The organism is Streptomyces sp. NPDC048255 (assembly GCF_040652415.1).
Lineage (GTDB): Bacteria > Actinomycetota > Actinomycetes > Streptomycetales > Streptomycetaceae > Streptomyces.
Window position 1 is genome coordinate 1 of the sequence record NZ_JBEZMA010000035.1, and the last position, 24076, is coordinate 24076.

At 73.6% G+C, this 24076-nt stretch carries 19 protein-coding genes; 2 read left to right on the forward strand and 17 right to left on the reverse strand.

The window, feature by feature from the left end:
- The 3 genes from AB0D94_RS24685 to AB0D94_RS24695 form a co-directional block, all read right to left on the reverse strand.
- Positions 1-269, reverse strand: a 269-nt coding sequence (locus AB0D94_RS24685) for an NAD(P)H-binding protein (protein ID WP_362055590.1), incomplete at its 3' end; no start/stop codon positions are given.
- Between the two features lie 71 nt (positions 270-340).
- Positions 341-1789, reverse strand: coding sequence for an FAD-dependent monooxygenase (locus AB0D94_RS24690; protein ID WP_362055592.1), 1449 nt, complete (start codon positions 1787-1789; stop codon positions 341-343).
- A gap of 271 nt (positions 1790-2060) precedes the next feature.
- Positions 2061-3251, reverse strand: a complete 1191-nt coding sequence (locus AB0D94_RS24695) for an FAD-dependent monooxygenase (protein WP_362055595.1) — start codon at positions 3249-3251, stop codon at positions 2061-2063.
- Between the two features lie 375 nt (positions 3252-3626).
- Between AB0D94_RS24695 and AB0D94_RS24700 the strand changes: the two genes are divergently transcribed.
- On the forward strand, positions 3627-4403 hold the full coding sequence (locus AB0D94_RS24700; RefSeq protein WP_362055597.1) for an alpha/beta hydrolase: 777 nt from the start codon (positions 3627-3629) through the stop codon (positions 4401-4403).
- 131 nt (positions 4404-4534) lie between these two features.
- Here AB0D94_RS24700 and AB0D94_RS24705 read toward each other — a convergent pair whose 3' ends face one another.
- The 6 genes from AB0D94_RS24705 to AB0D94_RS24730 all read right to left on the reverse strand — a co-directional run bounded on the left by AB0D94_RS24705 (position 4535) and on the right by AB0D94_RS24730 (position 13089).
- Complete coding sequence (locus AB0D94_RS24705) at positions 4535-5263, reverse strand: SDR family oxidoreductase (protein WP_362055599.1); 729 nt, start codon at positions 5261-5263, stop codon at positions 4535-4537.
- 1 nt (position 5264) lies between these two features.
- Positions 5265-6776: an FAD-dependent monooxygenase gene (locus tag AB0D94_RS24710; RefSeq protein ID WP_362055601.1), complete on the reverse strand. Its 1512-nt coding sequence runs from the start codon at positions 6774-6776 to the stop codon at positions 5265-5267.
- Positions 6773-8287, reverse strand: coding sequence for a 3-carboxy-cis,cis-muconate cycloisomerase (gene pcaB, locus AB0D94_RS24715; protein WP_362055603.1), 1515 nt, complete (start codon positions 8285-8287; stop codon positions 6773-6775). The genes AB0D94_RS24710 and pcaB overlap by 4 nt, the downstream gene beginning before the upstream one ends.
- Positions 8284-10317, reverse strand: coding sequence for an FAD/NAD(P)-binding protein (locus AB0D94_RS24720; protein ID WP_362055605.1), 2034 nt, complete (start codon positions 10315-10317; stop codon positions 8284-8286). Before AB0D94_RS24720 ends, pcaB begins: the two co-directional genes overlap by 4 nt.
- A gap of 695 nt (positions 10318-11012) precedes the next feature.
- A complete protein-coding gene (locus AB0D94_RS24725; RefSeq protein WP_362055726.1) occupies positions 11013-11423 on the reverse strand; it encodes an enediyne antibiotic chromoprotein in 411 nt (136 codons plus the stop codon).
- A gap of 115 nt (positions 11424-11538) precedes the next feature.
- Positions 11539-13089, reverse strand: coding sequence for an MDR family MFS transporter (locus AB0D94_RS24730; protein WP_362055607.1), 1551 nt, complete (start codon positions 13087-13089; stop codon positions 11539-11541).
- Between the two features lie 228 nt (positions 13090-13317).
- On the opposite strand from AB0D94_RS24730, the gene AB0D94_RS24735 reads away from it, so the two are divergent.
- A complete protein-coding gene (locus tag AB0D94_RS24735) occupies positions 13318-14400 on the forward strand; it encodes a transcriptional regulator (protein ID WP_362055609.1) in 1083 nt (360 codons plus the stop codon).
- A gap of 69 nt (positions 14401-14469) precedes the next feature.
- Here the strand turns inward: AB0D94_RS24735 and AB0D94_RS24740 are convergent, their stop codons facing one another.
- The 8 genes from AB0D94_RS24740 to AB0D94_RS24775 all read right to left on the reverse strand — a co-directional run bounded on the left by AB0D94_RS24740 (position 14470) and on the right by AB0D94_RS24775 (position 23952).
- Positions 14470-15243: a response regulator transcription factor gene (locus AB0D94_RS24740; RefSeq protein WP_362055611.1), complete on the reverse strand. Its 774-nt coding sequence runs from the start codon at positions 15241-15243 to the stop codon at positions 14470-14472.
- Between the two features lie 210 nt (positions 15244-15453).
- Positions 15454-16515, reverse strand: coding sequence for a C45 family peptidase (locus AB0D94_RS24745; protein WP_362055613.1), 1062 nt, complete (start codon positions 16513-16515; stop codon positions 15454-15456).
- Positions 16512-17129 carry a GNAT family N-acetyltransferase gene (locus tag AB0D94_RS24750; RefSeq protein ID WP_362055615.1) on the reverse strand — a complete coding sequence of 206 codons (618 nt, stop codon included), beginning with the start codon at positions 17127-17129 and terminating at the stop codon, positions 16512-16514. The genes AB0D94_RS24745 and AB0D94_RS24750 overlap by 4 nt, the downstream gene beginning before the upstream one ends.
- Before the next feature lie 97 nt (positions 17130-17226).
- Positions 17227-18513: an adenylosuccinate lyase gene (gene purB, locus AB0D94_RS24755; RefSeq protein WP_362055617.1), complete on the reverse strand. Its 1287-nt coding sequence runs from the start codon at positions 18511-18513 to the stop codon at positions 17227-17229.
- Between the two features lie 47 nt (positions 18514-18560).
- Positions 18561-20087: a glutamine synthetase family protein gene (locus tag AB0D94_RS24760; protein ID WP_362055619.1), complete on the reverse strand. Its 1527-nt coding sequence runs from the start codon at positions 20085-20087 to the stop codon at positions 18561-18563.
- Between the two features lie 3 nt (positions 20088-20090).
- Positions 20091-21527: an amidase family protein gene (locus AB0D94_RS24765; RefSeq protein WP_362055621.1), complete on the reverse strand. Its 1437-nt coding sequence runs from the start codon at positions 21525-21527 to the stop codon at positions 20091-20093.
- Between the two features lie 71 nt (positions 21528-21598).
- On the reverse strand, positions 21599-23626 hold the full coding sequence (locus AB0D94_RS24770; protein ID WP_362055623.1) for a hypothetical protein: 2028 nt from the start codon (positions 23624-23626) through the stop codon (positions 21599-21601).
- Complete coding sequence (locus AB0D94_RS24775; RefSeq protein ID WP_362055625.1) at positions 23623-23952, reverse strand: 4Fe-4S ferredoxin; 330 nt, start codon at positions 23950-23952, stop codon at positions 23623-23625. Before AB0D94_RS24775 ends, AB0D94_RS24770 begins: the two co-directional genes overlap by 4 nt.
- Between the last annotated feature and the right edge of the window lie 124 nt (positions 23953-24076).

Consider the following 24076-nt stretch of genomic DNA (forward strand, 5'->3'; position numbering starts at 1 on the left):
GCGCGCTTGGCGGCGTCGACGAGGTTCTGGGTGACCTTGTCGTCGCCCTTGGTGCCGCCGGCGAGGTGCAGGACGGTGTCGACGCCCTTGAGGGCAGGGTCGATGCCTTCGCCGTTCATGAGGTCGACGGCGAAGTACTCGATGCCGGTGGTGTTCTCGCGCGGGGTCCGGCACAGGACGCGTACGTCGTGGCCGGCCGCCCGCAGGAGGGGGACGACGTGCTTCCCCAGGTTGCCCGTGCCGCCGGTGACCAGGATGGGTGAGGTCATCGCTCCCGTGTCTCCTCTTCCATGGTGTGTGGATGTGCTGTTCGTGTGACTGCTGAGCAGGGCCGGAGCCCTCAGGCGGTGACGGAGGCCCGCGCCGCGCCGAGCCAGCGGCCCAGTGCTTCGGACAGGTCGCCGCCGCCGGGCGCGGCCCAGGCGATGTAGCCGTCGGGGCGCACCAGTGCCGCCTGCGGTACGGAGTCCAGGGCGCTGTCGCCCTCCACCGGGACCCAGCTGCCGGAGACGACGTCGAGCCGGTCGGACCAGGCGGCGGCGGTCCGCGCCGCCGCGTCGGAGCCGTCGGTGGTGATGAGCACCGCCCGCCCGGCGCGGAGCAGTTCGGCGACCCGGGTACGGGTGCCGTCGGGCAGCTCCAGCTCGCGGTGGGGGGCCAGGCGCCGGCCCAGCAGGGGGTGGTCGCCGGAGCCCATGTCGTAGCGGACGCCGAGCCCGCTGATCATGCCGGCGAAGTGCGCCGCCACGTTCTTGTCGTCCATCAGCTCGCGCATGACGGCGCGCAGCGGGTCGATCCCCTCGTCGCTGAGGTAGAGCATCGAGCCCGCGTGCGTGTTGCGCAGCAGCTGCTCGCCGAGCGGGTACCGCTCCGCGTGATAGGTGTCGAGCAGGCTTTCGGGTGCCGAACCGGTGACCACGGCCGCCAGCTTCCAGCCGAGGTTGACCGCGTCCTGGATGCCGGTGGCCAGCCCCCAGCCCGCCAGCGGGGGAGTCTCGTGCGCGGCGTCCCCGGCGAGCAGGACCCGGCCGCGCCGGTAGTCGGTGGCGAGTCCCGCGCCGTTGCTGAAGGCGGCCATCCAGCGCGCCTCGCCGTGGTGGATGGACTCGCCGGTCATCCGCTGCCAGGCGTCGGCGACGTCGGTGAAGGTCAGGGTGGCGGAGTCGGGGTAGGGCGGCAGGCTCCGGTCGTGGATGAGGACCCGGTAGTAGCCGTCGCCCAGGCTGACGGAGAGGATCATGTGGCCGCCCGGCACGTGCTTGCCGGTGGGACGCTGCGGCAGCTCGACGCCGGTGACGTCGGCCATGTACATCCCGCGCGTGGACTCCCAGCCGGGAGCCTCGATGTCGGCCAGCCGGCGGACGGTGCTCTGGCCGCCGTCGCAGCCGACCAGGTACGCGGCGTCGGCCTCGACGCGGCCGTCCGGGCCTTCGAAGCCGGCGGTGATGCCGTCCTCGGTCTCCTGGAAGTCGACGAGCTCGTGGCCCCGGACCACCGGTACGCCCAGCTCGGCCAGCCAGTTGCCGAGCAGTTCCTCGGTGCGGGCCTGGGGCAGGCCCAGTACGCCGTGGTGGCTCTCGTCCAGCATGCCGAGGTCGATGCCCACGCCGCCGAAGTGGCCGTTCTGGCCCGTGCGGTACTCGCCGAGGCGGGAGAGCAGGCCGCGCTGGTCGAGGACCTCGGCGACGCGCCGGGTGAAACCGAGCGCGCGGGATTCCCCGGACGCGGCAGGCAGCCTGTCGTAGACGGTGACGTCCGCGCCACCGAGCCGGATTTCACCCGCGAGCATCAATCCGACCGGTCCGGCACCGACAACTATTACGCGAGTTTTCACTTTCCGGCTCTCCCGTGTGAAGACGATGCTGCCTGCGGCATTGAGCGTGAGCGTAGCGGTCAACCTGCCGCCGTACAACTTATCCAATAGCCGAAGTGGAGGGTTTGGCTCAGACTTTTCTGTCTGAACTGGGGAAATACCAGTCCGGCGCCCGGTCTTTTCTCAAGCGGTTTACGAGTTCAATTCGAGCCGCATTCGAGCGGCATTCGAGCCGGGTTTATCGGCCCTATTGTGCGGGGGTTGCGGCCGCGTACTCGGCGCCGGTGACGGGGGCGTCCCAGTCGATGCGGTACTCGAACTGCCAGTCCATGTTCTCGGGCTTGATCTCGCTCGCCCCGCGGGCGCCGGCCTTGCTGGCGTTGGTGCGGGTGGCGCCCTCGATGATCCGCTCGACGCGCTCGCGGCGCAGCAGCTCGTAGGCCGCGAAGGCCTCCTCGTACGGCAGGTCGCGCAGGCAGCGGGCCAGCTGTACGGAGCTCTCGATGGCCTGGGAGGCGCCCTGCCCGGAGCTGGGGGAGGCCGCGTGGACCGCGTCGCCGACCAGCACCATCCGGCCCCGGCTCCAGGTGGGGACGGTCGGCATCGTCTCCAGCGGGCCGGTGATCAGCAGGTCGGCCGGGTCGCTCCGGCGCAGCAGGCCGGCCGCGGGGGAGTGGTCGTCGGCGAACGCCTCGCGCAGCACGGACAGCCACTGCTCGTTGCCCACCGCCCTGGCCTCGGCCAGCGTCATCGGCTCCGGGTGCGGCAGGTTCACGAACCAGCCGCCGGAGGAGTCCTCGTGCACCAGGTAGCCGAAGGAGCCGCGCTTGCCGTAGGCGACGTGCAGCTTGCCCTCGGTGGAGGCCAGCCCCGTGTCGCCCAGCTGGGCGGCGAAGCCGAGCAGGCCCGCGTACTGGGGCTGCGGCGCGGCCGGGTCGATGAGGGTGCGGACCGTGGAGCGGATGCCGTCGGTGCCGATCAGGATGTCGGCGTCGGCGTGGCTCCCGTCGGCGAAGTGCGCGCGCACTCCGTCACCGGTGTCCTCGGCGCCGACCACCCGCTGGTCGTGCAGGGTGCGGATGCCGCGCCGGGCAGCCTCGTCGTACAGCGCCCGGTACAGGGCGCCGCGCCAGACGAACCGGGAGGGCGGCAGCTCGGACGGGAGGCTGATCTCGCCGATCAACTCGCCGTCCCCGCTCTTGAGGACGGTGCCCCGCATGGGGATGCCCACGGCGCGCACGACGTCGCCGGCGCCGATGGCGTCGAGCGCGTTCACCCCGTTGGGGGCGAGGCTCAGACCGCCGCCGATCCCGTCGGCCGTGCTGCTGTACGCCTCGTGGACGGTGGCCTCGATGCCGGCCTGGCGCAGGGCCATGGCGGTGATCGTGCCGGCGATTCCGCCGCCGATGACCAGGGCGGTACGGGTCTGGGAGCTCATGGTTTCTGCCTTTGTCGGTTGAGGACCAGCCGTCGTTTCGGCCCGGTACAGGTCAGCCGACCCTGTCTCGACAATCGAATTCGCCGAATCGGCAGCGCCCAGCGACATGGCTGACTTTTCGGGTGAGGTTAGGGCAGTGACAGGATCCGCTTCAAGGTGTTCAACTGTGGTGCCAAGTGCAGTCGGACAGCTGATACGTCCGGACCGTGCTCAACACCGTGCGTTGACAGCGGCGGAAATGCGCGACTATTTTTCCAGCCGGACATGTAAAGATGGCGAGAATTGGCTGCATTTTCAGGCCGCCGATTCGGCGGCCGGCCGCCGCTGCGAAATCACGTCATCACGTCATCACGTCAAATTCGACAGGAGAGTGTGATGCGCAAGGTCGTTTCGCGGGACGGCACGACGATCGCGTACGAGCAGGCCGGCGAGGGCCCCCCGATCGTCCTCCTCGGCGGCGGGTTCCGCGACCACACGGCCTTCGACACGCTCGTCCCCGAGCTGTCGGGGCACTGCACCGTCTACGCCTACGACCGGCGGGGCCGGGGGCAGAGCGGCGACTCCCCGGCGTACGCGGTCGAGCGGGAGATCGAGGACCTGGCCGCCGTCGTCGAGGAGGCGGGCGGCAACCCGGTCGTCTTCGGCGGCTCCAGCGGCGCGATCCTGGCGCTCGAGGCGATGATGGCGGGCGTGCCGATGCGCAAGCTCGCCCTGCTGGAACCGCCCTACCGGGTGGAGGGCTTCCGCAAGCCCGAGGAGCCCTTCGCGGACAAGCTCCAGGCGCTGCTGGACCAGGAGAAGCGCGGCGAGGCCGTCGAGTACTTCCTGGCGGAGCACGTCGGCTTCCCGCCGGAGTGGATCGCCGACTGGAAGGCCAGCCCGATGTGGGCGTCGAACGAGGTGCTGGCGCACACCCTCCCCTACGACACCCAGGTCATGGGAGACGGCCGCATCCCCGTCGAGCGGCTGGCCCGCACCGAGGTGGAGACGCTGCTCATCAACAGCAACGCCACCAGCGACTGGCTGCTCACGGCGACCGCGGCCACCGCCGCCGCGCTGCCGGCCGGCCGGCGCCTGGAACTGCCCGGTGTGTGGCACCGGGTGCTGCCCGAGGTCCTCGGACCGGTCCTGGTCGAGTACGTCACCGGCTGAGGCACGGCCGCAACGGGCCGCCGCCCGCCCCCGGCCGCGCTGCGTGCGCGGTCGGGGACGGGCGGCTCCCCTTCTACTTCTACGCAAGCGGCTGCCGAGAGCGGCTGCCGGGAACGGCTACCAGGGCACGGCTACCAGGGGACAGGGCCGTTCTCGTCCTGGGAGGTCCCGGTCGGCCCGTCGGGGCCGAGCGTGGCCAGCCGGACGGCGACCACGGCCCCCTGCTCGACGCTCTGGTGGCCGCGGTGGCCGTTCATGTCGGTGGCCGTGAAGCCGGGGTTGGCGCAGTTGACCTTGATCCCCGTCTCCCGCAGCTCCTTGGCGTACGCGAGGGTGAGCGCGTTCAGGGCGGTCTTGGACGACTGGTAGGCGACCTGGTTGTAGTCCTTGAACTCGCCCGCGGGGTCGGCGTTCAGGGCGAGCGAGCCCACGTTGCTGGACAGGTTGACGATCCGCCCGGCCGCCGAACGGCGCAGCAGCGGCAGCATCGCGTTGGTCACGGCCAGCACGCCGAAGACATTGGTCTCGTACACCTCCCGCAACTGCTGAGCCGTCGCCGCGCTGGGCGGGCCGAAGAAGCCGCCGGTGATGCCCGCGTTGTTGACGAGGACGTCCAGGTGCCCGTACCGCTCCTCGATCCGCCCGGCCGCCTCCGCGGCGCCGGCGCCGTCCGTCACGTCCAGCCGCAGCGCCTCGGCGGCCAGGCCCCGGGCGGTCAGCGCGGCCGCGGCCTCCTTGCCGCGCACCTCGTCGCGGGCGCCGAGGAGTACGGCGTACCCCAGCTCGCCCAGCTGCCGGGCGATCTCGAAGCCGATGCCCTTGTTGGCCCCGGTGACCAGGGCGGTCTTGCGGCCGGACACCTCAGGCCTCCTTCGCGGGCTCGCCGAACCAGCGGGTGAGCGCCTCCTCCAGGCCCTCGCCCCCCGATCCCGTACGCCCGACCCAGGCGACGTAGCCGTCGGGGCGCACCAGCAGCGCGCCGGCCCCCTGGAACGGGCCGTCTGCGGCGGCCTCGTGCAGGGCCGCGCCGACGGTGTCGACCCGGTCGGCCCACGCGGCCGCCACGGCCCGCACCCCGGCGTCCCCGGTCAGGTCCAGGAGCAGGCCGCGCGCGGTGCGCAGCAGCTCGAACGTGCTGGTCTTGCCCGCGCTGCCGGAGGCGGCGGAGGCGTCGACCAGCTCATGGTCGGGCAGGCGCCGCCCGAGGAGCGGGTGGTCGCCGGGGCCGACCTCGTAGCGGATGTCCAGGCCGGTGACCATGCCGATGAGGTGCGCCCGGACCTCCTCGAACTGCGTGAGCTCGGCGAAGACGTCCCGCACCGGCTGCATCTCCTCGCCGGTGATGTACAGGCTGCGCTGGGTGAGGGTGTTGACCAGGACGCGGGCGCCCACCGGGTGCCGCTCGCTGTGGTAGGTGTCGAGCAGGTCCTCCGGGGCGTGGCCGTGGATCTGCGCGGCCAGCTTCCAGCCCAGGTTCACCGCGTCCTGCACGCCCGCGCTCATGCCCTGCCCGCCGATGGGCAGGTGGATGTGCGCGGCGTCCCCGGCCAGGAGGATCCGCCCGCGCCGGTACTCGCTCGCCTGGCGGCTCGCGTCGGTGAACTTGCCGATCCACCGCGGTGTGCCGCCGCGGATGTCCTCGCCGGTCAGGCGCTCCCAGGCGGCGGCGACCTCCTCGAAGGAGGGGGCCTCGTCGCCCTTGCGCGGGACGACGCCCGCGTCGTAGTAGGTGACCCGGAAGATGTCGGGGCCCTGCTGGAAGGCGAGGACCATCCCGCCCGGGACCCGCTCGCCGTTGGGCCGGGGGCGCACCTGGACGCCGACGACCTCGGCGAAGGCCATCTCGATGCGCGCGTCGTGGCCGGGGAAGCCGATGCCCGCCTTCTTGCGGATGGTGCTGCGGCCGCCGTCGCAGCCCACGAGGTACGCGGCGCGCAGGCGGGTGGGGCCGTCCGGTCCGTTGACCTCCACCTCGACGCCGTCGTCCCCGGCGTCGACCCCGGTGACCTCCCAGCCGCGGCGCAGGTCCGCGCCGAGCTCCCGCGCCCACTCGTCCAGGACGGCCACGGTCAGCGACTGGGGTACGCCCTTGGCGCCGTACGAGCCGCCGGGCACCTCGCGGTAGTCGAGGGGCACGCCGCCGAAGTGGCCGATGTCGATGGTGCCGAAGCCGCCGAACCTCGGCAGCAGGCCGCGCTGGTCGAAGGTCTCGATGGTCCGCGCCGTGAAGCCCAGGGCGCGCGACTGGTCGGTGGGTTCCGTCGACCGTTCCAGGACGACGCACTCCACCCCGGCCAGCCGGAGCTCCCCGGCCAGCATGAGCCCCACGGGCCCGGCTCCAACGATGATGACGTCCGTATCCGTGTGGCTCATGTCGCCCCTTGGTGGTGAACAGATGAATGGCTCCCGGCAGCGGCCGTGGGCCGGCCGCCGGAAGGCGTGCGGCCGGACGGGCGGTCGGTCCGTGCCCGGCCGGCCAGTGCCCGGTCGACCAGCGGCCCGGCCAGGCCGGTGTATCCGGCCGGGTCGAGCAGTGCGGTCAGCTCCGCGGGCGTGAACACCCCGCGCAGCTGCGGGAGTTCGCCGAGCACCTCGGCCAGCGGCCGGGAGGTGTCGGCCGCCCGCTGGGAGGCGTACGTCAGCAAGTCCTTGGCGGGCGCCTTGCCCAGGAGGGGCGCGAGGACGGCCGAGACGCGCTCGGAGACGATCTGCCCGCCGGTCGCCGCCAGGTTGGCGCGCATCCGCTCCGGGTGCACGGCGAGCCCCCGGACCAGTTCGAGGGCGGTGTGCGCGGCCCCGCCGGCCAGCCGCAGGCACTCGCGCAGCGGCTGCCACTCGGTGTGCCACACGCCCGCCGAACGCTCGTCCTCGGTGGCCAGGCACTGCGTCAGGACCGAGGCGAGCGCGGGGACCTGGAGGGCGGCGGAGCGGATCAGGGTGGCGAGGACCGGGTTGCGCTTGTGCGGCATCGCCGAGGACGCGCCCCGTCCGGCCGCCGCGGGCTCGGCCACCTCGCCGATCTCGGTGCGGGCCAGCACCAGCACGTCCGCGGCGATCTTGCCGAGGGCGCCCGCGGTGTGCGCGAGCGCAGCGCCGAGGTCGGCGACGGGCGTGCGCAGCGCGTGCCAGGGCAGGACCGGCGCGGCCAGGCCCGTCTCCTCGGCGAAGGTGCTGACCAGGCCGTCGAGTACGGCGCCCGGGTCGGCGCCCTCACCCGCGTACTGGAGGTAGCCGGCCAGGGTCCCGGCCGCGCCGCCCAGGGAGACCGGGAGCCCGTCCGCGGTCCGCTCCAGGCGCTCGGCGGACTCCAGGACCAGCTGCCGCCAGCCCGCGGCCTTGAGCCCGAACGTGGTGGGCACCGCGTGCAGGGCGAGCGTGCGGCCCGCCATCACCGTGTCCCGGTGCGCGGCCGCGAGGGCGCCCAGGGCCCCGGCGGTGGCCCGCAGGTCCGCGCCGATCAGCCGCAGCGTCCGCGCGGCCACCAGCATCGCGCCGGTGTCGAAGATGTCCTGGCTGGTGGAACCCCGGTGCACGTACTCGGCGGCCTCGGGCGAGCGCTCGGCCACCACCGCCGTCAGCGCCTTGACCAGTCCGACGACCGGGTTCGCCGTCTCGCGGGCGGCCAGCGCCAGTTCCCGTACGTCCAGGTGCTCCGCGCGCGCCGCGGCCGTGATGGCCCCGGCCGCCGCGGCGGGAACGGTCCCGCACCGGGCCTGGGCGCGCACCAGGGCCGCCTCCGCGTCGAGCATCGCCTGGAGCCAGGCGGTGTCGCTCACCGCCGCCTCGGCGGGGGTGCCCGCCCGGACCGGGGAGAGCAGCCCGCTGTCCGGCGGGCAGGCGGGCGCCGCGGCCGAGGCCGCCGCGCCGGGGGTGGCGTCCGTCATGCCGTCGCCGCCGCGCCCGTGCCCAGGGCCCCGCGGTCGGCCCGTACGGCCAGCCGCGCCGCGCCGGGCGGCAGTTCGGGCAGGTCCAGGACGGCCGCCGCGATGGCGTCGGAGTCCTCCAGCGTGACCGAGCCGACGCCCGGCCGGATGCCCGCCGCGGTCACCCAGTGCACGGACTCGGTGGGCACCCCGTAGGCGAACCGCCGGGGGTGCGCCGCGCCCTGGGAGTCCAGCAGGTGGTAAGGGCGCGCGGACACGGCGAGGCCGCCGGTCTCGTACTCCTCGCCGCCCGCGCCGCGGATGCGGTACGGGTGGCACTGCCCGGTGCGCAGCAATTGGCTCATCAGCGGGTCCGCGGTGCGGCGCAGGTCGATCTCGGGCAGCCGGCACTCGATGAGTACGGTGGCCCGTACGCGCACGCCGGGGATCTCGGCGGAGGTGCCGGCGAACGAGGGCCCCCGCGGGTCGCGCGGATCGGCTTCGGCGCGCATCCCGGGACCGGTCACCTCCAGCACGCCCGCGTCGATGAGCGCGGCCATCTCCTCGATCCGCGACGCGGGCGGGCCGATCGACAGGTAGGCGTTGAGCGGCGTGTACCAGCGGTCCAGCTCGTCGCGGTGCGAGGCGGCGTCGAGCCCGCCGTGGTCGACGGCGAGCCGCAGCTCGTTGCGCAGGTCCCGCAGCAGGTCCAGGGCGGCCTTGACCGGCCCGCTGACGTTGCCCTGACGGGCGTGGCGCACGTCCCGGTCGAGGTGCTCCCGCAGCCAGGTGCGGAACTCGGCGAGGTCGCGGAAGGCGCGCGCGCCGTACGGGCGGGCGACGAGCTCCCAGTCCCAGCGCTCGTCCGCGCCGACACCGGCCGCGTCCAGGAGGCGCTGCTCCTGCGCGCCCGGCTCGGCCGCCAGGTAGCGGGCGGCGAACTCCGCGACGGCGGCCGGCGCCGTACGGGGGGCCAGCAGCGCCTCGTAGTAGACGCACTCGACCTCCTTGGCGATCAGCGGCCACAGGTCGGTGCCGAAGCGGATCGCCCCGCGGTGCGCGGTGCGGGCGCGCAGCGCGGCGATGTACTCGGCGGTCAGCAGCCGGGGGAAGTACCGGCCGTGCGCGCCCTTCTCGTTGTCGCCGCGCGCCTGGTACGGCACGCCGCGCCGGGATCCCGCGTACAGGCGCGGCTCACGGCCCGAGGGGCGGTAGACCAGCCGGCCGCCGACGCGCTCGAAGACGCCGCCCCGGGCGTGCGTGAACAGCGCCATGTAGTCGAAGAAGTTCAGGCCGAGCCCGCGCAGCAGCACGTTCTCGCCCGGCGCGACCGAGGACAGGTCCACGTCCGCCGGGTTGGCCGGGGGGATGTAGGTCAGGCCGCTGCGGGCGGCGAACTCGCCCAGCTCCCGCTCGGTTTCGGTGAGCCGGACCTGGACGTGCCCCTGCGCCAGCACCACCGCGGACAGTCCGGTCAGCCGGGTGCCGTCCTCCAGGAGCACGCTCTGCGGTCCCGCTCCGCCCGGGCCGGCGTCGCCGTGCTCCGGGGCGTCGCCGTCCTCCAGGGCTATGGCACGTACGGGGTGCACGCGGACCGTCATGTGCGCGGCCGCGTTCGCGGTGACCTGCTGGAACACCCAGGTCAGGTATTGGCCGTAGAGGGCGCGGGTGGGGTAGGTGTCCGGCCCGAGGTCGCGTGCCTCCGCGAGGGTCTCGTCGTCGTAGGCCACGCCCGAGCCGGGGGTGAGCGCGCTCGGGCCCAGCGCCTTGGCCCACTGGTAGAGGCTCGGCCCCTCCTCCAGCGGTCCCTCGACGGTGACGCTGTCGTCGGTGTAGACCGTGACCTGCGAGGCGACGGTGTTCATCAGCAGGTGCCGGGACTGCGAGGGCCGCCACACCCGCCCCGAGCCCGGGGGATCGGGATCGACGACGTGCACGGTGACGTGGTCCCAGCGGGGGGACTTGCGCTCCTGCGCACAGAGCCGTTCCAGTACGGACAGCCCGCGCGGTCCGGCGCCGACGAGGCAGACTTCCAGACGTCCGCTGCTCACAAGGACACTCCGCTCAGCAGACGGGGACGGCCGCGCCCGCGGCGCCGCCGCGTCGGCTGCGCCGGGGTCCCGGCGTCGTCCCCGAAGGTCATGGTGGATTCCCGGTGTTCCGGGTAGAACAGAGCGGCCGCCGAACCCGGCGGCCCCGCAGGGGGTCCGGCAAGACCTTCGCGGTCGCCTCCGTGGGTACCGTCCACAGGGCCTCCTTCCTCCGCAAAGGTCGGCCGCGACGCTCAACCCGGGCTCGGACGGCGCTAGAGGGGCTGGCCGGCGGGCGTGCGGCAAGGGTTGGCAATCCGCGGCGGGCAACAGCACAGGCACCTCCCGCGGCGGCGAGTCGGCCGCCGCGCGGAGGTGCCTGCTGTGTGCCTGTGCGGGGTCACCGCTCAGGCGGCCTCGTCACGGCGGGTGCCGGGAGCGCGCGGGATCACCGCGCGCCTGCGGTCGCCGTACGGGAGGTGCCTGCCGTGGCCGCGTGGGATTGCCGCGCGGCCGGCCGCCGTTCGAGAGGTGTCGTGGCTGCGCGGGGTCACCGCGCGGTGTCAGCCGCCGTACGGGTTCCCCCGCGCGGGATTGCCGCGCGGAGCCGCCGTACGGGAGGGGCCGGGGCCGGGCCGGGGGCCGCGCGGGGTCACCGCGCGGTCGGCCGTGCCCCGCGTCAGCCGGCGTTCACATCTCTCGGGCCATGTGGGGACCTACTTGAAGGAGATGTTCGAGCCGACCTGACCGGTCGTCTCCTGCCAGGCCACGACGCGGCACTGGGTCACGGCGCAGTCCACGGAGATGGCCGCGCCGGTGGCCCAGTCGGTCGCCTGGAAGGTCTTGTGCACCTGGTAGTCCAGCTGGAAGCCGCCGTTGGCGTCGGCGTTCGCGACCACCGCGGTGGCGCAGACGATGCCGTCGGCACACTGGGCGACGCCGACCTCGCTGCCCGCGGCGTAGCCGGCGCCCGTGACCGTGACCGACTGGCCGTCGGACAGGCCCGTGGAGGGCGAGACGGAGACCGTGGCGGCGGCGGAGGCGGGACCCGCGGCGAAGGCGAGGGCGGCGGCGGCGGTGGCGCCGAGGACGGCGAACTGGGACAGACGCGTACGGGTGATCTGCATGGTCAACTCCACATCGTGTGCGGGTTCGCAAAGTAAGAGCGTGATTCGTGATCACGCGCTTTCAGCGTCCGGGGCACCGAATGAGATTCGCTTGAGAAGCGCTCGAACTCGCAGGTCAGTGAGGTTGTGCGGCAGGTGGAGCGGTGTCGTCCAGGGCCTTGCGCAGGGCGACCTCCCTGACGAAGAGCCCCGCGACGAAGGCGATCGCCCCCACCCCCGCGCCGACGAGGAAGGCGGCGTGCGTCCCGGAGGCGGTGGCCTGCCGGTAGGCCTCGCGCACCGGGGCGTCCAGGGTGGCCAGTCCCGCCGCGTCCAGCTGGGCGTGCTGCGGCGAGGGAGCGCCGCCGGGGGCGCGCTCGGCCATCACCTCCTGGAGGCGGCGGTTGAAGAGGGCGCCCATGATCGCGACGCCGAAGGAGCTGCCGAGCATCCGGAAGAGCATCACCGAGGCGGAGGCCACCCCCATGTCCTTCATCTGCACGCTGTTCTGCGTCACCAGCATCACGATCTGCAGCAGGCAGCCGAGGCCCGCGCCGACCACCGCCATCGCGATCCCCGACTCCAGCCGCGAGGTGGAGGTGTCCATCCGCGACAGCAGGTACATCCCCACGAGCATCAGCGCGCCGCCCGCCACGGGGAAGGCCTTGTACCGCCCGCTGCCGCTGGTGACCCGCCCCGACACGGCCGCGACCACGATCATCGTGCCCAGCATCGGGAGCAGCAGCAGCCCGGAGTTGGTCGCGGAGGCGCCCTGCACGGTCTGCTGGTAGAGGGGCAGGAAGAGCACCGCGCCGAACATCACGAAGCCGGTGGCCGTCCCGATCACCGCCATCAGCGAGAAGTTGCGGTTGCGGAAGATGTACAGCGGCATGATCGGCTCGGCCGCGCGGCTCTCCCACCAGACGAATCCGGCCACCGACAGGGCGGCGGCCGCCAGCAGCGTGACGATGACCCCCGAACCCCAGGCGTACTCCGTACCGCCCCAGGTGGTGACCAGCACGATCGCGGTGATCCCGGCCGTCAGCAGCCCCGCGCCGAGGTAGTCCACGCGCGCCGGGGAGCGCCGCTTGGGCAGCTTCAGCACCGCCACCGCCATCGCCAGGGCGATCGCGCCGACCGGCAGGTTGATGTAGAACGCCCAGCGCCAGCCCAGGTGGTCGGTGATCGTGCCTCCGGCGAGGGGGCCGCCGACCATGGCGAGCGCCATCAGGCCGGCCAGCATGCCCTGGTAGCGGCCCTGTTCGCGCGGCGGCACCAGTTCGCCCACGATCGCCAGCACCCCGGCCATCAGACCGCCCGCGCCCAGCCCCTGGACGACCCGGAAGCCGATCAGCTGCCCCATGTCCTGGGCCATGCCGCTGAGCGCCGACCCCGCCAGGAAGATCACGATCGCGGTGAGGAAGACCCCCTTGCGCCCGTGCATGTCGCCGAGCTTGCCCCAGATGGGCGTCGCGGCGGCGGTGGCCAGCGTGTAGGCGGTCACCACCCACGCCAGGTGCTCCAGCCCGCCGAGATCGCCCACGACCGTGGGCATCGCCGTGCCCACGATCATGTGGTCGAGCTGGGCGAGCAGCATCGCGATCATGAGCGGGAGCAGTTGCAGGCGTACGCTGCGCCCGCGCGCCTCCGCCCCGATGCCCGCTGCCGCCACCGTTGTCGCCACCATTGCTTCCCCCTGTTCGGATGAAATCCGGCCGTCTTCGGGTCCGCAGTGGAGCAGCGGGCACTCGTGTATGACTCGCGGTCGCGGCGCGGGCGCCCCCGACGTGGGCCCGGGGGGTATCAGGTGCCCGTCAGCGTGGCGTCAGCCCGCGTTGAAAGGCTCCGTGGAGGGCCGTTTTGGCCCGCCAGCCCCGTGCTGCCCGACCGCCTGCGTCAACGAGGAGTCCCGGTGATGGCCAACCAGGTCGTGCGCGTGCCCTACGACAGCAGCTCGGACTCCCTGCTCGCACTGCGGGACACGGTCCTGCGCGGGACACCCGTGGAGCGGATACGGGTCGCCGACGTGACGGTGTCCTTCACCCCGCGCACCGCCGGAGTGGACGGCGACTGGGCGCTCACCCTCGCCGAGCTGGAGACCGAGCTCCCGCCGATCCTCGTCCACCGCCCGACCATGACCGTCATCGACGGGCTGCACCGGCTGCGGGCCGCCGGCCTCAAGGGGCGCGAGCACATCGCGGCGCGGTTCTTCGACGGCTCCCAGGAGGACGCCGCCCTGCTCGCCGTGGCACTGAACGTGGCCCAGGGACGCCCGCTGTCCCAGGCCGACCGGGTCTGCGCCGCGCAGCGCATCCTCACCGCGCGCCCCCACTGGTCGGACCGGGCCATCGCCGTCGTCGCCGGCCTGTCCGCCAAGAAGGTCTCCGAGATACGGCTGCACGCGGACGACCTGCCGCAGTGCGAGCGCCGGGTGGGCCTCGACGGGCGGGCCCGGCCGCTGAGCACCGCCCAGGGCCGCGAACTCGCCGGGCAGCTGCTCACCTCCGACCCGAAGGCCTCGCTGCGGACCATCGCCCGCCAGGCCGGCATCTCCCCGGCGACCGTCGCCGACGTACGCGACCGGCTGCAGCGAGGCGAGGACCCGGTGCCGCCCCGCCAGCGGGGCGTCCTGGTGGCCGAGCGCGGCCGGCGCGAGCGCGACCGGGACCGGGAGCGGGACGGTGAGGAGCGGGGCGCGGAGGCCAGGTCGCCCGGCGAACTGTTCGTGATCTTCGACGCGCTGCGGCGGGACCCCTCGCTGCGCCTGAACGAGGTGGGCCGCAACATCCTGCGGATGCTGGACGCCTGCTCGCTGGTGGCCCGCGACCGCCAGCGGATCATCGCCAACCTGCCGCCGCACTGCACCGGCCAGATGGCGGAGCTGATGAGCGGCTACTCCGAGCTGTGGCAGCTGTTCGCCGACGAACTGCGCGTCAGCGAGGAAGGGCGGCCGGCCACCGAGCGCGCCGCCCGCGTGGGGGCCGGCCGCGCCTGGTGAGGCCCGCCGGACCCGGCCCGCGCCGGCGCCCGAGCCTGCGGGCCGTCCCGCATGACGGCCCGCACGCGTTCACGCGTTGCCGAGCTTGAACCCCACGCCCCGTACCGTCACGATCCACCCGCTGTCGCCCAGCTTGCCGCGCAGGCTGCTGACATGGGTGTCGACCGTACGCCGCGACCAGGAGTCGCCCCACACCTGCTGGAGCAGCTGCTTGCGGGGCACGACCGTGTCCGGGTGCGAGGCCAGCAGGCACAGCAGGTCGAACTCCTTGCGGGTCAGGGCGACCTCGACGCCCTCCACGGTGACCTCGCGGGAGTTCACGTCGATGTGCAGCGGGCCGCGGCGGATCTCCTGGACGGCGGCCGGCTGCCACTGCGCGCGCCGCATGACGGCCTCGATGCGGGCCATCAGCTCGCGCAGCCCGTAGGGCTTGGTCACGTAGTCGTCGGCGCCCGCCTGCAGGCCCAGTACGCAGTCCAGCTCGGACTGGCGGGCCGTGACGATGATGACGGGGACCCGGCTGACGGACCGGATGGCCCGGCAGACCTCCAGGCCGTCCAGGTCGGGCAGTTCGAGGTCGAGCAGGACCAGGTCCATCTCCTCGTACGCCTGGAGGGCGGCGCTGCCGCGGCGCACGCCGACGGACTCGTGGCCGTGCCTGCGCAGCTGGGTCACCAGGGAGTCGGCGACGTCGCCGTCCCCGTCGACCACCAGGATGCGGCGCCCCGGCAGCGAGGCCGTGGTGCGCGGCGCGGAGCCGGGCACGCCGTCCTTGACCAGGCGGATGGGATGCGGGACGGGTGCGTGGGGCTCCAGCAGCGCCGGTGACGGAATCTGAGTCATGCCTCCCCCGAGGGTCCTGCACGGCCTGCGTGGAATCGGTGCGTCGGCGGGACGCGGACACGCCGGCACGCGGTCAGGTGCGCACCTGCCGGGGCAGGTCCGGACCGCGTCCCGCCGACGAACCTACAGACCACCGGTCGAGTCCTGATACAGCCCGGACGCAGAGTGCGCGGACCAGGCATCCTCGCGGACTCCGGTCCCCGTCCAGGGTCATATGGTGAAGACCCGGGTGGCCGAGCGGGAGGGGTCGCCCGGACGCAGGTGGAGCCGGCCCTCGGCGGGGAAGAGCACCGCGGCCGCGACCGTGTGCTCGACGCGGATGTTCCCGTGGTCGGGGATGCAGACCGGCGGCCGGGACAGGACGGCGAAGTGCTCCTCCGCGCCCGCGTCCGGCGCGAGGCCGGCCAGGCCCCGGGCGGCGGCCTCCAGCCGCAGGTCCGAGGAGACGCGGTCGGCGGCGGTCTGCCGGTCGAAGGGGGCGAAGTCCTCGTGGAGGTAGTGGTTCGTGTGGACCGCCTCCCCGGAGGCGGGCTCGGTCACCCGGATGTCGTTGCCGCAGATCTCCGCGTACACCGCCCGCTCGCGGTCGCACAGCATCAGCGAGCGGGAGCTGGCCAGCGGCAGCCCGGCGAGGATCTTCAGGGCGTGGTCGACGGAGGAGGCCGTGTCCAGCAGGTGGCGGATGGCCAGGTACGGGGACACGCCCGGGCGCCACTGCCCGTCGGTGACCAGGTTCAGGCCGATGGCCAGGCCGTCGCTGTTGAGGCCCAGGTAGCCGAGGAGGCCGGCGAAGCTCAGCACCAGGGAGCGGCGCGGCGAGCCGGCGCGGGCGATGCGCAGGACGCTGATGTGGGTGTCCAGGTTCGCGTTCAGGTCCACCGTCTGCGCCAGCACCGGGACGGCCGCCGCACGGCCGGTGCCCGCCGCGGCCGTGCGGGCGTACGTGGTGCAGTCCCCGGCGGTGGGGACCCGGTTGTAGCCGATGACCTCGCGGCGGAGCTGGAGCAGCCAGGCCTCGTCCTCGCTGATCCCGGCGCCCTCGGCGAGCCCGGCCACCTCCTCGGCGAGGTCCGGCAGGGCCGCCTCGATCACCGTGCGGTACGCGGCGATCGACGGCAGCAGCTCCTGGAGCGCCAGGGGCTCGCGGACGAGGTGGTTCAGCCGGGCCAGGCCGTCGTCGAGGAAGCCGCGCAGCGGTGCGGCCAGGGCCCGGCCGTGGGCGAGGCCGAGCTCGCGGGGGGTGCCCGAAGCCGGGACGAAGGCGATGCTCATCCCGCGACGGCCGGCTTCGCCTTCGGGCCGGCCGCGAGGTTCTCCTTCACCTTGGGCCATTCGGCGCGCAGCACGCTGTAGAAGACGGCGTCGCGGCGGCGGCCGCCCGGCATGTAGTTGAAGCTGCGCAGGGTGCCCTCCTCGGTCGCGCCGATGTTGGCCAGGCCGCGGCGGGCCTGGAGGTTGAGGACGTCCGTCTTGAACTCGACGCGCTCGGCCCCCAGCACCTCGAAGGCGTGCTGGAGCAGCAGGGACTTGGCCCAGTGGTTGATGCCCTTGCCGCGGAAGTCCTTGCCGAGCCAGGACGCGCCGATCTCCAGGCGGCGGTCGGCCTCGGCCATGGAGAGCAGGCTCATGCTGCCCGCCGTGCGGCCGGTCGCCTTGTCGGTGATCACGTAGACGGCGCGGCGGCCGGCGTCCTGCTCGCGGAGGTTGCCGTCGAAGAAGGACTCGAAGTCGCTGTCGGAACCGACGACGGTGGTGAAGTAGCGCCAGATGTCGGGGTCCATGGCCACGGCGCGGACGCCTTCGCGGTCGGCCTCGCTGATCGGGGTCAGCAGGACGTGGTCGTTCTCGAGGGTGGCGGAGGCGTTCTCGGCCCAGTTCGCGGTCATGGTCAGGCTCTCCGGTCGTGACGTGGATGGCGTGGTGGACGGTAGGCGGGGGTGGACGGGTGGGCGGCCGGGGCTTCGCGCCGCCCGGGGAAGGTGATCAGTCCGCGATCCTACGGAGCCCCTCCAGCCGTTCGCGGATGACGTGGTGGTTGACGAGGAACCGCTCCGGCCGCAGGACCCCCAGGTCGATGCCGTTCCTGGCCAGGGATTCCCCGAAGTGCTCACCGGTGGCGATCGTGTGGTTCGCGGCGGCCTGCACCGAGCGGTACGCCGCCTCGCGCTCCATGCCGTCGCTGAGCAGTTCGGCCAGCACCGACGAGCTGTAGACGAGCCCGTCGGTCTGGTCGATGTGCGCGCGCATCCGGTCCGGGTGGACCGTCAGCGAAGCCACCAGGTCCGCCGCCACCGTCGCCTGGTAGTGGCCGACGGACAGGCTGTCGGGCAGGATCACCTTCTCGACGGCCTGGTGGGCGATGTCCCGCTCGTGCCACAGCGGCACGTTCTCCAGGGCCGTGTTGGCGTAGCCGCGCAGCAGCCGCGCGAGGCCGTTCAGCCGCTCGCTGACCGTCGGGTTGCGCTTGTGCGGCATGGCGCTGGAACCCTGGTAGGCGGTGGAGCGCCGCTCCTCGACCTCCCGGACCTCGGTGCGCTGGAGCAGCCGCAGCTCCAGGGCGATCTGCTCCACGCAGGCGCCCAGGGCGGCCACGGCCTGGAGCAGCTGGGCGTGCCGGTCGCGGGCGACGACCTGGCTGGGGGCCGGTTCGACCCCCAGGCCCAGCGCCCCGCACACGTACTCCTCGACGTACGGGTCGATCAGCGCGTACGTGCCCACCGAGCCGGAGACGGTGCCCACGGCGACGGCCTCGCGGGCCGCGGCGAGCCGGGTCAGCGAGCGGTCGACGGCGAAGGCGGACGTGGCGAGCTTGTGGCCGAAGGTGGTGGGCTCCGCGTGCACCCCGTGGGTGCGGCCCACCATCACCGTGTCCCAGTGCTCGAAGGCCTTGTCGACCAGGACCCGCCGCAGCCGCTTCGCGGCGTCCGTGAGCAGGTCGGTGGCGCGGGCCAGGGTGTGGCCGAGCGCCGTGTCGACCAGGTCGTAGCTGGTCATGCCGAGGTGCACCCAGCGGGCCGAGGAGGCCGGCATGCCCTCGCAGTACGCCGCGAGGAAGGACAGCACCTCGTGCTCGCGCTCCTTCTCCAGCTCCTCGACCCGGGCGGGCGTCGGCACCGGGGCCCGGCGCATGTCCTCGACCGCCTCGGCCGGTACGCGGCCCAGCCGTACCTGCGCCTCGGACGCGAGGATCTCGACGCGTACGTAGGTCGCGTAGCGGGACTCGTCCGAGAAGAGGTCCGCCATCTGCGGCAGCATGAAGCGAGGAATCACGAGGGTCCTTCGTCCGGTGGGGTGGTGTGGGTCGGTCGGGCCGGGGCTCAGAACGCCGCGAAGTACTCGCGCTGCTCCCACTGCGTGACCCGCCCCGCCACGGGTGCGGCGTGCAGGGCCCAGGCCTCGTACCGGCGCAGCTCGCTCTCCTTCAGCTTGGCCAGGCAGGCGGCGAGCGGTTCGCCGAGCAGCCGGGCGGCCCGGCCGGAGCGGAAGGCCTCCAGGGCCTCGCGCAAGGACTGGGGCACGAACTCGGCGGAGGGGCCCGGGGGTTCCTCGGAGCCGGGCCCCGCGGCGCCCGCGGTGAGTGCGTCGAGACCGTCGAGTCCGTCGAGGCCGGCGAACAGCTGGGCCGCGATGTTGAGGTACGGGTTGGCGCAGGGCTCGCCGATGCGGTTCTCGATGTGCGCGCCCGCGCCGCTGCCGACCACGCGGAGCATCGCCGTACGGTCCTCCAGGCTCAGCCGGGCGCGGGTGGGGGACAGGGCGTGCGCGGAGCTGAGGCGCTGGTAGCCGTTGACGGTGGGCACCGACAGCAGGAACAGGTCGCGCAGCCAGGACAGCAGGCCGTCGGCGTAGGCCTTGCTGACGGGCGACATGCCGGCGGACAGGCCCTCGGCGCTGAACACGTTGCGGCCCGTGGCGGTGTCCACGAGGGACTGGTTCAGGTGCCAGCCGCTGGGGTCGGCCCCCTCGATCCGCGGCTGGGACATGAAGGAGGCGTGGTGGCCGCGGCGGGCGCAGTACCGCTTGGTGAAGGTGCGGAACAGCAGCATCGCGTCGGCGGTGTCCAGGGCGGACATCGGGTCGAAGGTGGTCTCGACCTGGCCGGGCCCCATCTCGTGCTCCATCGAGCGCAGCGGCAGCCCGAGCCGCAGCAGTTCCAGCGCCAGCGGGTCGGTCAGCGGGGCCACGGAGTCGTAGGCGGCGTCCAGGTTGAACTGGTAGCCCGCGTTCATCGCGGCGACCCGCGGGGCCTCGCCCTGGAGCCCGAAGCCGTTGCCCGCGTTGCCGGGGTCCTCGTCGAGGCGGCGGGTGAGGTACCACTCGACCTCCAGGCCCAGGACCGGCGACAGGCCGCGGCCGGCGTAGCGGGCCAGGGTGCGGCGCAGCACGCCCCGCGAGGACAGCGGGTGCGGGGTGCCGTCGCGCAGGTACTCGTCGCCGATCACCCAGGCGGTGCGCGGCCCGTCGCCGGGGAGCGTCTGGAAGGTCAGCGGGTCGGGCACCAGGACGAAGTTGCCGAGGCCCGCGATCTCGTCGACGCCGATGCCGTGCTCGCCGCGGTAGTCGACGGCGGTGGCGCACCCGGTGTCCTTGAGGAACGGGCCCGGGCTGAAGTTCATGCCGTTGCGCAGCACGCCGCGAAAGGTTCGGGCGGTCAGCGTCTTGGAACGGGCGAGGCCGTGCGGGTCGGCGAAGACCAGGCGTACGAGGTCCACCCCGTCCAGGCCCGCCTCGATCCGCTCGGCGGCGGCGAGCTGCGCGCCGTCCCACAGCGCGTGGTCGGCGACGAACGAGGGACACCCGACACTGCCCTCCGCGGAGGGGGTCGACCATGACCGGGCAAACATGGCTCAGAGCGTCCTTTCGGCAAGTGCCGCGGGTACGGCGGCGGGTACTGCTGCGGACACGGCGGCCGAGCCGGGCGCCGCGGCGGGCGGCTGCGGCAGCGGCGCCAGGTCCGCCTCCAGGCGGCCCGCCACGGTGAGCACCAGGTCGTCCGCGCCGACCGGGCCCACGAGCTGCACCCCGGCCGGGAGCCCGGAGGCGGTCAGCCCGGCCGGGAGGGAGACGGCGGGCTGGCCCGTCATGTTGAAGGGGTACGAGGCGGGCGCCCAGGAAAGCCACTGCAGGTCGCGCGGGTCGGCCGCCCAGGCGGGTCCGATGGCCCCGGCCGCGAAGGGCTCGACGGGCACGGTGGCCATGGCGAGCAGGTCGTAGCGGTCCATGACCGAGCGCAGCGTGCGGCGCAGCTCCTGGCGCACCCCCTCGGCCCGCATCACGGCGGCCCCGCTGAGGGTGCGCCCGTACCGTACGACCTCCAGCCGGCCCGGGTCGCACCACTGTTCGTCCTCGGCGGAGGTGCCGGCGGCCTCGGACGCGGCCAGCAGGTCGACCAGGGCGGGGTACAGGTCGTTGCAGCGGACCTCGATGTCCTCGACGCGGTGCCCCTGCGCGGCGAGCACGGACCGGGCCTGGGCCGTGGCCCGGCGGATCCCGTCCGTGGTCCCCTCGTACTCGATCCAGCCGATCCGCAGCCGGCGGTTGTCGCGCGGCGTGTCGAGCGAGCCGAGACCGGAGTCGGGGTCGCCCGGGTGCGGGCCGGAGACGATCTGCCCGAGCAGGGTGACGTCGGCGACGCTGCGGGCGATGGGGCCCTGGTGGGCGAGGCGTTCGGCGCCGTTGGCGAAGTAGGGGACGCGGCCGTACGAGGGCTTGTAGCCGACCACGCCGCAGAACGCGGCCGGGATCCGGATCGAGCCGCTGCCGTCGGTGCCCAGCGAGCCCTCGCACAGCCCCGCCGCGACCGCCGCGGCGGCCCCGCCGCTGGAGCCGCCCGCGGTCAGCCGCGGATCGTAGGGGTTGCGGGTGGGCAGGGCGACCCGGCTGACGGTGGAGGCGCTCCAGCCGTACTCGGAGGTCGTGGTCTTGCCGACGACCACGGCCCCGGCCGCGCGCAGCCGGGCCACGGCCGGCGCGTCAGCGCGCGGGCGGTCGTTGGGCAGCAGCGAGCCGCGCGTGGTGGGCAGGTCCCGGGTCTGCAGCAGGTCCTTGACGGAGACGGTCACGCCCAGCAGCGGCATGTCCCACCAGGCCTCCCGGCCGCGTTCGCGGATACGGGCGTCGGCCTGCTCCGCGGCCCGCAGGGCCTCGTCCCCCGCGGCCGTGACGAACGCGCCCAGGGTGTCCCGTTCGCGGATGGCGGTCAGGACGGCCTGGACGTGTTCGACGGCGGAGATCTCTCCCCGGCTGAGGAGTTCCTTGGTGTGGCTGATGCCGCGGGCGGTCATCGGCTCTCCTTCGGGACCGCCCCCGGCGGGGCGGAGGACGGGCGGCTGCGAGGCTGCTGTGACGACACTCCCTAGGACGCGTGCCGGGCCTGCCCCGGCGCGGCCGCGGCCCTCGCGGGCGCGGCTCCCGCCGGCTCGGGCGCCACGGCCCGGGCCGGAGCCGGCCCGGCGGCCGCCGGTCCGGCAGTTGTCGCCCCCGCTCCAGTGATGGCCGACCAGTGCCAGGCGGCGTCGAAGGACGTGACCTCGACGTGCTCACCGGCGGCTGCCATCGCCGCGACCAGGCTCGTGGCCCGGGCGATGAAGGCCGACACGCGGTGGGCGGCGAGCATGTCCTGCTCGTTGAAGGGCGTTCCGTCGCAGCGCAGCAGCCGCAGGTCCATGAACCCGTTGAAGCGCCGCCCGTCCACGTCGACGGCCTGCGGGGAACGGATCGAGAACCGCACCTTGTTGTTGACGTGCCCGTGGTGGTGCTGGTCGGAGTAGAAGGCGATGTCCGGGATGGTCGGCGGCACGAAGTGGTCGCGGGCGAGCACCTCGGGCACACGGGGCACGTTGCCCGGGACGAAGTGCCAGGAGTTGTACTGCATCCGCGAGGACATGGCCCACGCGGTGTCGGCGAGCGCGGCCGCCGAGTCCGCGAAATGGCGGCGCGCCTCGGGCAGCGGGACCACGCAGCAGAAGAAGTTGGTGATGTCCCAGTCGCAGATCTCCGCCCAGCTCTCCTCGCGCAGCGCCCTGATCAGCGCGGGCAGCGAACGCATGCCCCGGCTCATGGCGAAGTCGGCGCGGAAGGCCTCGGAGGTCGCGGCCACCGTCTCGTACACGAGGGACTCCAGGCCGGTGCCGAAGCCGCCGTGCGGGGCGGCCAGCCACTCGGGGGAGGCGGCGAGGTGCAGGCCGAGCTCCTCCAAGGTGGCGCCGGCCAGCGGCAGGCGCTCGCGCAGCCGGGCGGTGACCGCCTCCTCGCGGGCGCGGACGCCCTCGGCGGGAGCGCCGGCCACGCGCTCGATCTTGTGCATGAGGGCGCCGTGGATCTCGCGGTACAGCAGGCTGTTGGTGGCCGGCTCCTGGCGGCGGGCGCGCAGGGCGTCGGCGAGGTCGCCGAGGTCCTGGACGCGGTGCGAGGCGGCGGGGGCGACCGGTTCGGCGCCCGTGATGCCGTTGTAGCCCCGCCGGACCCGCTCCAGCATGTACGCGACGTGGTCCACGGTCAGCTGGGTGTTGTTCGCCTCCTCGATCCGGCCGAAGCCGGCCGAGCGGATGAGCAGGGTGAGGCAGACGACCATCTGGGCGTCGTTGTCCGACCACAGGTCCAGCGGCAGGCCCTGGAGGCTGCTGAGCGCGCAGTCCGGGTGGCCCGGCCACAGGGTCTTGCCGGTGAGGGTGTTCTGGTCGCGGAAGTTCGTGTACTGCTTCTGCTCCTGGTACAGCACGAAGGGCGCGTTGCGCAGGGCCGCTTCCTTGGCCTGTTCGAGCAGTTCGTCACGGGCCTCGGCGCCCTGGTCCGCGAGCCACTGCCGGCAGTCGGCGACCGACTCGGCGAGCCGGGCGGCGGCGAGCCGGGTCTCCTCGGCGTACGCGGCCAGCTGGCGCCCGCTCCACGGCACGCGCAGCACGCCGCCGACCAGGTTCTGCTTGGCGAGGGGGGCCTGGGAGGGGACGCGCAGCAGGATGCGGCCGCTGGTGGCGAGGGCGATCTCGCCGAGGAACGCGGGCTGCGCACCGGTGTCCGCGGACGCGTCGGCCGCGGCGGCGGCCTCCGCGGCCAGGTCGACGCCGCCCTCGGCGCGCCAGGTCAGCCCGGACAGCACCTTGAGCGCCGCCTCGTCCGCGGTGCTCAGCGCCCGCAGCTGCACGTCGGCGGGGACGTAGCCGTCGAGGGTCAGCAGCACCTCGACCGCGGAGCGCGGGTCACCGGCTTCCGTGGCGCGCTGCCAGGCCCGCTTGAGCAGGCTGGGGAAGCCGGCGTCGGGCTCGCTCTCGCGGTCCGGCTTGAGGGTGGTTCCGGCGGGGGTGCCGAGCCGGCTGGGCCGGCGGCTGATCCGCTTCCTGGCGTTGACGGCGCGGCGGGACTCGCGCTCGGCGGGCCCGGTCATGACGTACCTCCGGCGGTGAGCTCGATGTGGTTCCACATCGAGTCGTCGGTCGGGGTCCAGTCCTCGTCGACGTAGATGCAGTCGACGGGGCACTCCAGGACGCAGGCAGGGCAGCCCGAGCACAGCTCGGGGATGATCACGACGTCCAGGCCGCGGTCGAAAATGGCCCCGAACTCCGCCGGGCAGCCGCGCAGGCAGCTGTCGCAGGTGATGCACTCGGACTTCTCGATGCGGCGCGGCGGCTTCTTCCAGTTGTCACCGCGGCTGCGCGAGGCAATCCGCTCGGCCCGCCCGGACAGCGCAGCCGACGAAGCGTTGTTTTCCACGGGCATGGACCCCTTTTGAGTCTTCTCGGCCACAGCTGGTACGGGATGCGTCCGATCATCCCGGCGCCGTCTCGACTGCCCCCAGAGCTTGGATCGGGACCGGGTGGAGCCGTGCCCTGCGGGG

What these genes read in the sequence shown, in the direction of transcription:
- AB0D94_RS24690 (WP_362055592.1), bottom strand. Translation starts at nt 1,789, where the DNA reads ATGCTCGCGGGTGAAATCCGGCTCGGTGGCGCGGACGTCACCGTCTAC.
- AB0D94_RS24695 (WP_362055595.1), bottom strand. Translation starts at nt 3,251, where the DNA reads ATGAGCTCCCAGACCCGTACCGCCCTGGTCATCGGCGGCGGAATCGCC.
- AB0D94_RS24700 (WP_362055597.1), top strand. Translation starts at nt 3,627, where the DNA reads ATGCGCAAGGTCGTTTCGCGGGACGGCACGACGATCGCGTACGAGCAG.
- AB0D94_RS24710 (WP_362055601.1), bottom strand. Translation starts at nt 6,776, where the DNA reads ATGAGCCACACGGATACGGACGTCATCATCGTTGGAGCCGGGCCCGTG.
- pcaB (WP_362055603.1), bottom strand. Translation starts at nt 8,287, where the DNA reads ATGACGGACGCCACCCCCGGCGCGGCGGCCTCGGCCGCGGCGCCCGCC.
- AB0D94_RS24725 (WP_362055726.1), bottom strand. Translation starts at nt 11,423, where the DNA reads ATGCAGATCACCCGTACGCGTCTGTCCCAGTTCGCCGTCCTCGGCGCC.
- AB0D94_RS24730 (WP_362055607.1), bottom strand. Translation starts at nt 13,089, where the DNA reads ATGGTGGCGACAACGGTGGCGGCAGCGGGCATCGGGGCGGAGGCGCGC.
- AB0D94_RS24735 (WP_362055609.1), top strand. Translation starts at nt 13,318, where the DNA reads ATGGCCAACCAGGTCGTGCGCGTGCCCTACGACAGCAGCTCGGACTCC.
- AB0D94_RS24740 (WP_362055611.1), bottom strand. Translation starts at nt 15,243, where the DNA reads ATGACTCAGATTCCGTCACCGGCGCTGCTGGAGCCCCACGCACCCGTC.
- AB0D94_RS24745 (WP_362055613.1), bottom strand. Translation starts at nt 16,515, where the DNA reads ATGAGCATCGCCTTCGTCCCGGCTTCGGGCACCCCCCGCGAGCTCGGC.
- AB0D94_RS24750 (WP_362055615.1), bottom strand. Translation starts at nt 17,129, where the DNA reads ATGACCGCGAACTGGGCCGAGAACGCCTCCGCCACCCTCGAGAACGAC.
- AB0D94_RS24760 (WP_362055619.1), bottom strand. Translation starts at nt 20,087, where the DNA reads ATGTTTGCCCGGTCATGGTCGACCCCCTCCGCGGAGGGCAGTGTCGGG.
- AB0D94_RS24765 (WP_362055621.1), bottom strand. Translation starts at nt 21,527, where the DNA reads ATGACCGCCCGCGGCATCAGCCACACCAAGGAACTCCTCAGCCGGGGA.
- AB0D94_RS24770 (WP_362055623.1), bottom strand. Translation starts at nt 23,626, where the DNA reads ATGACCGGGCCCGCCGAGCGCGAGTCCCGCCGCGCCGTCAACGCCAGG.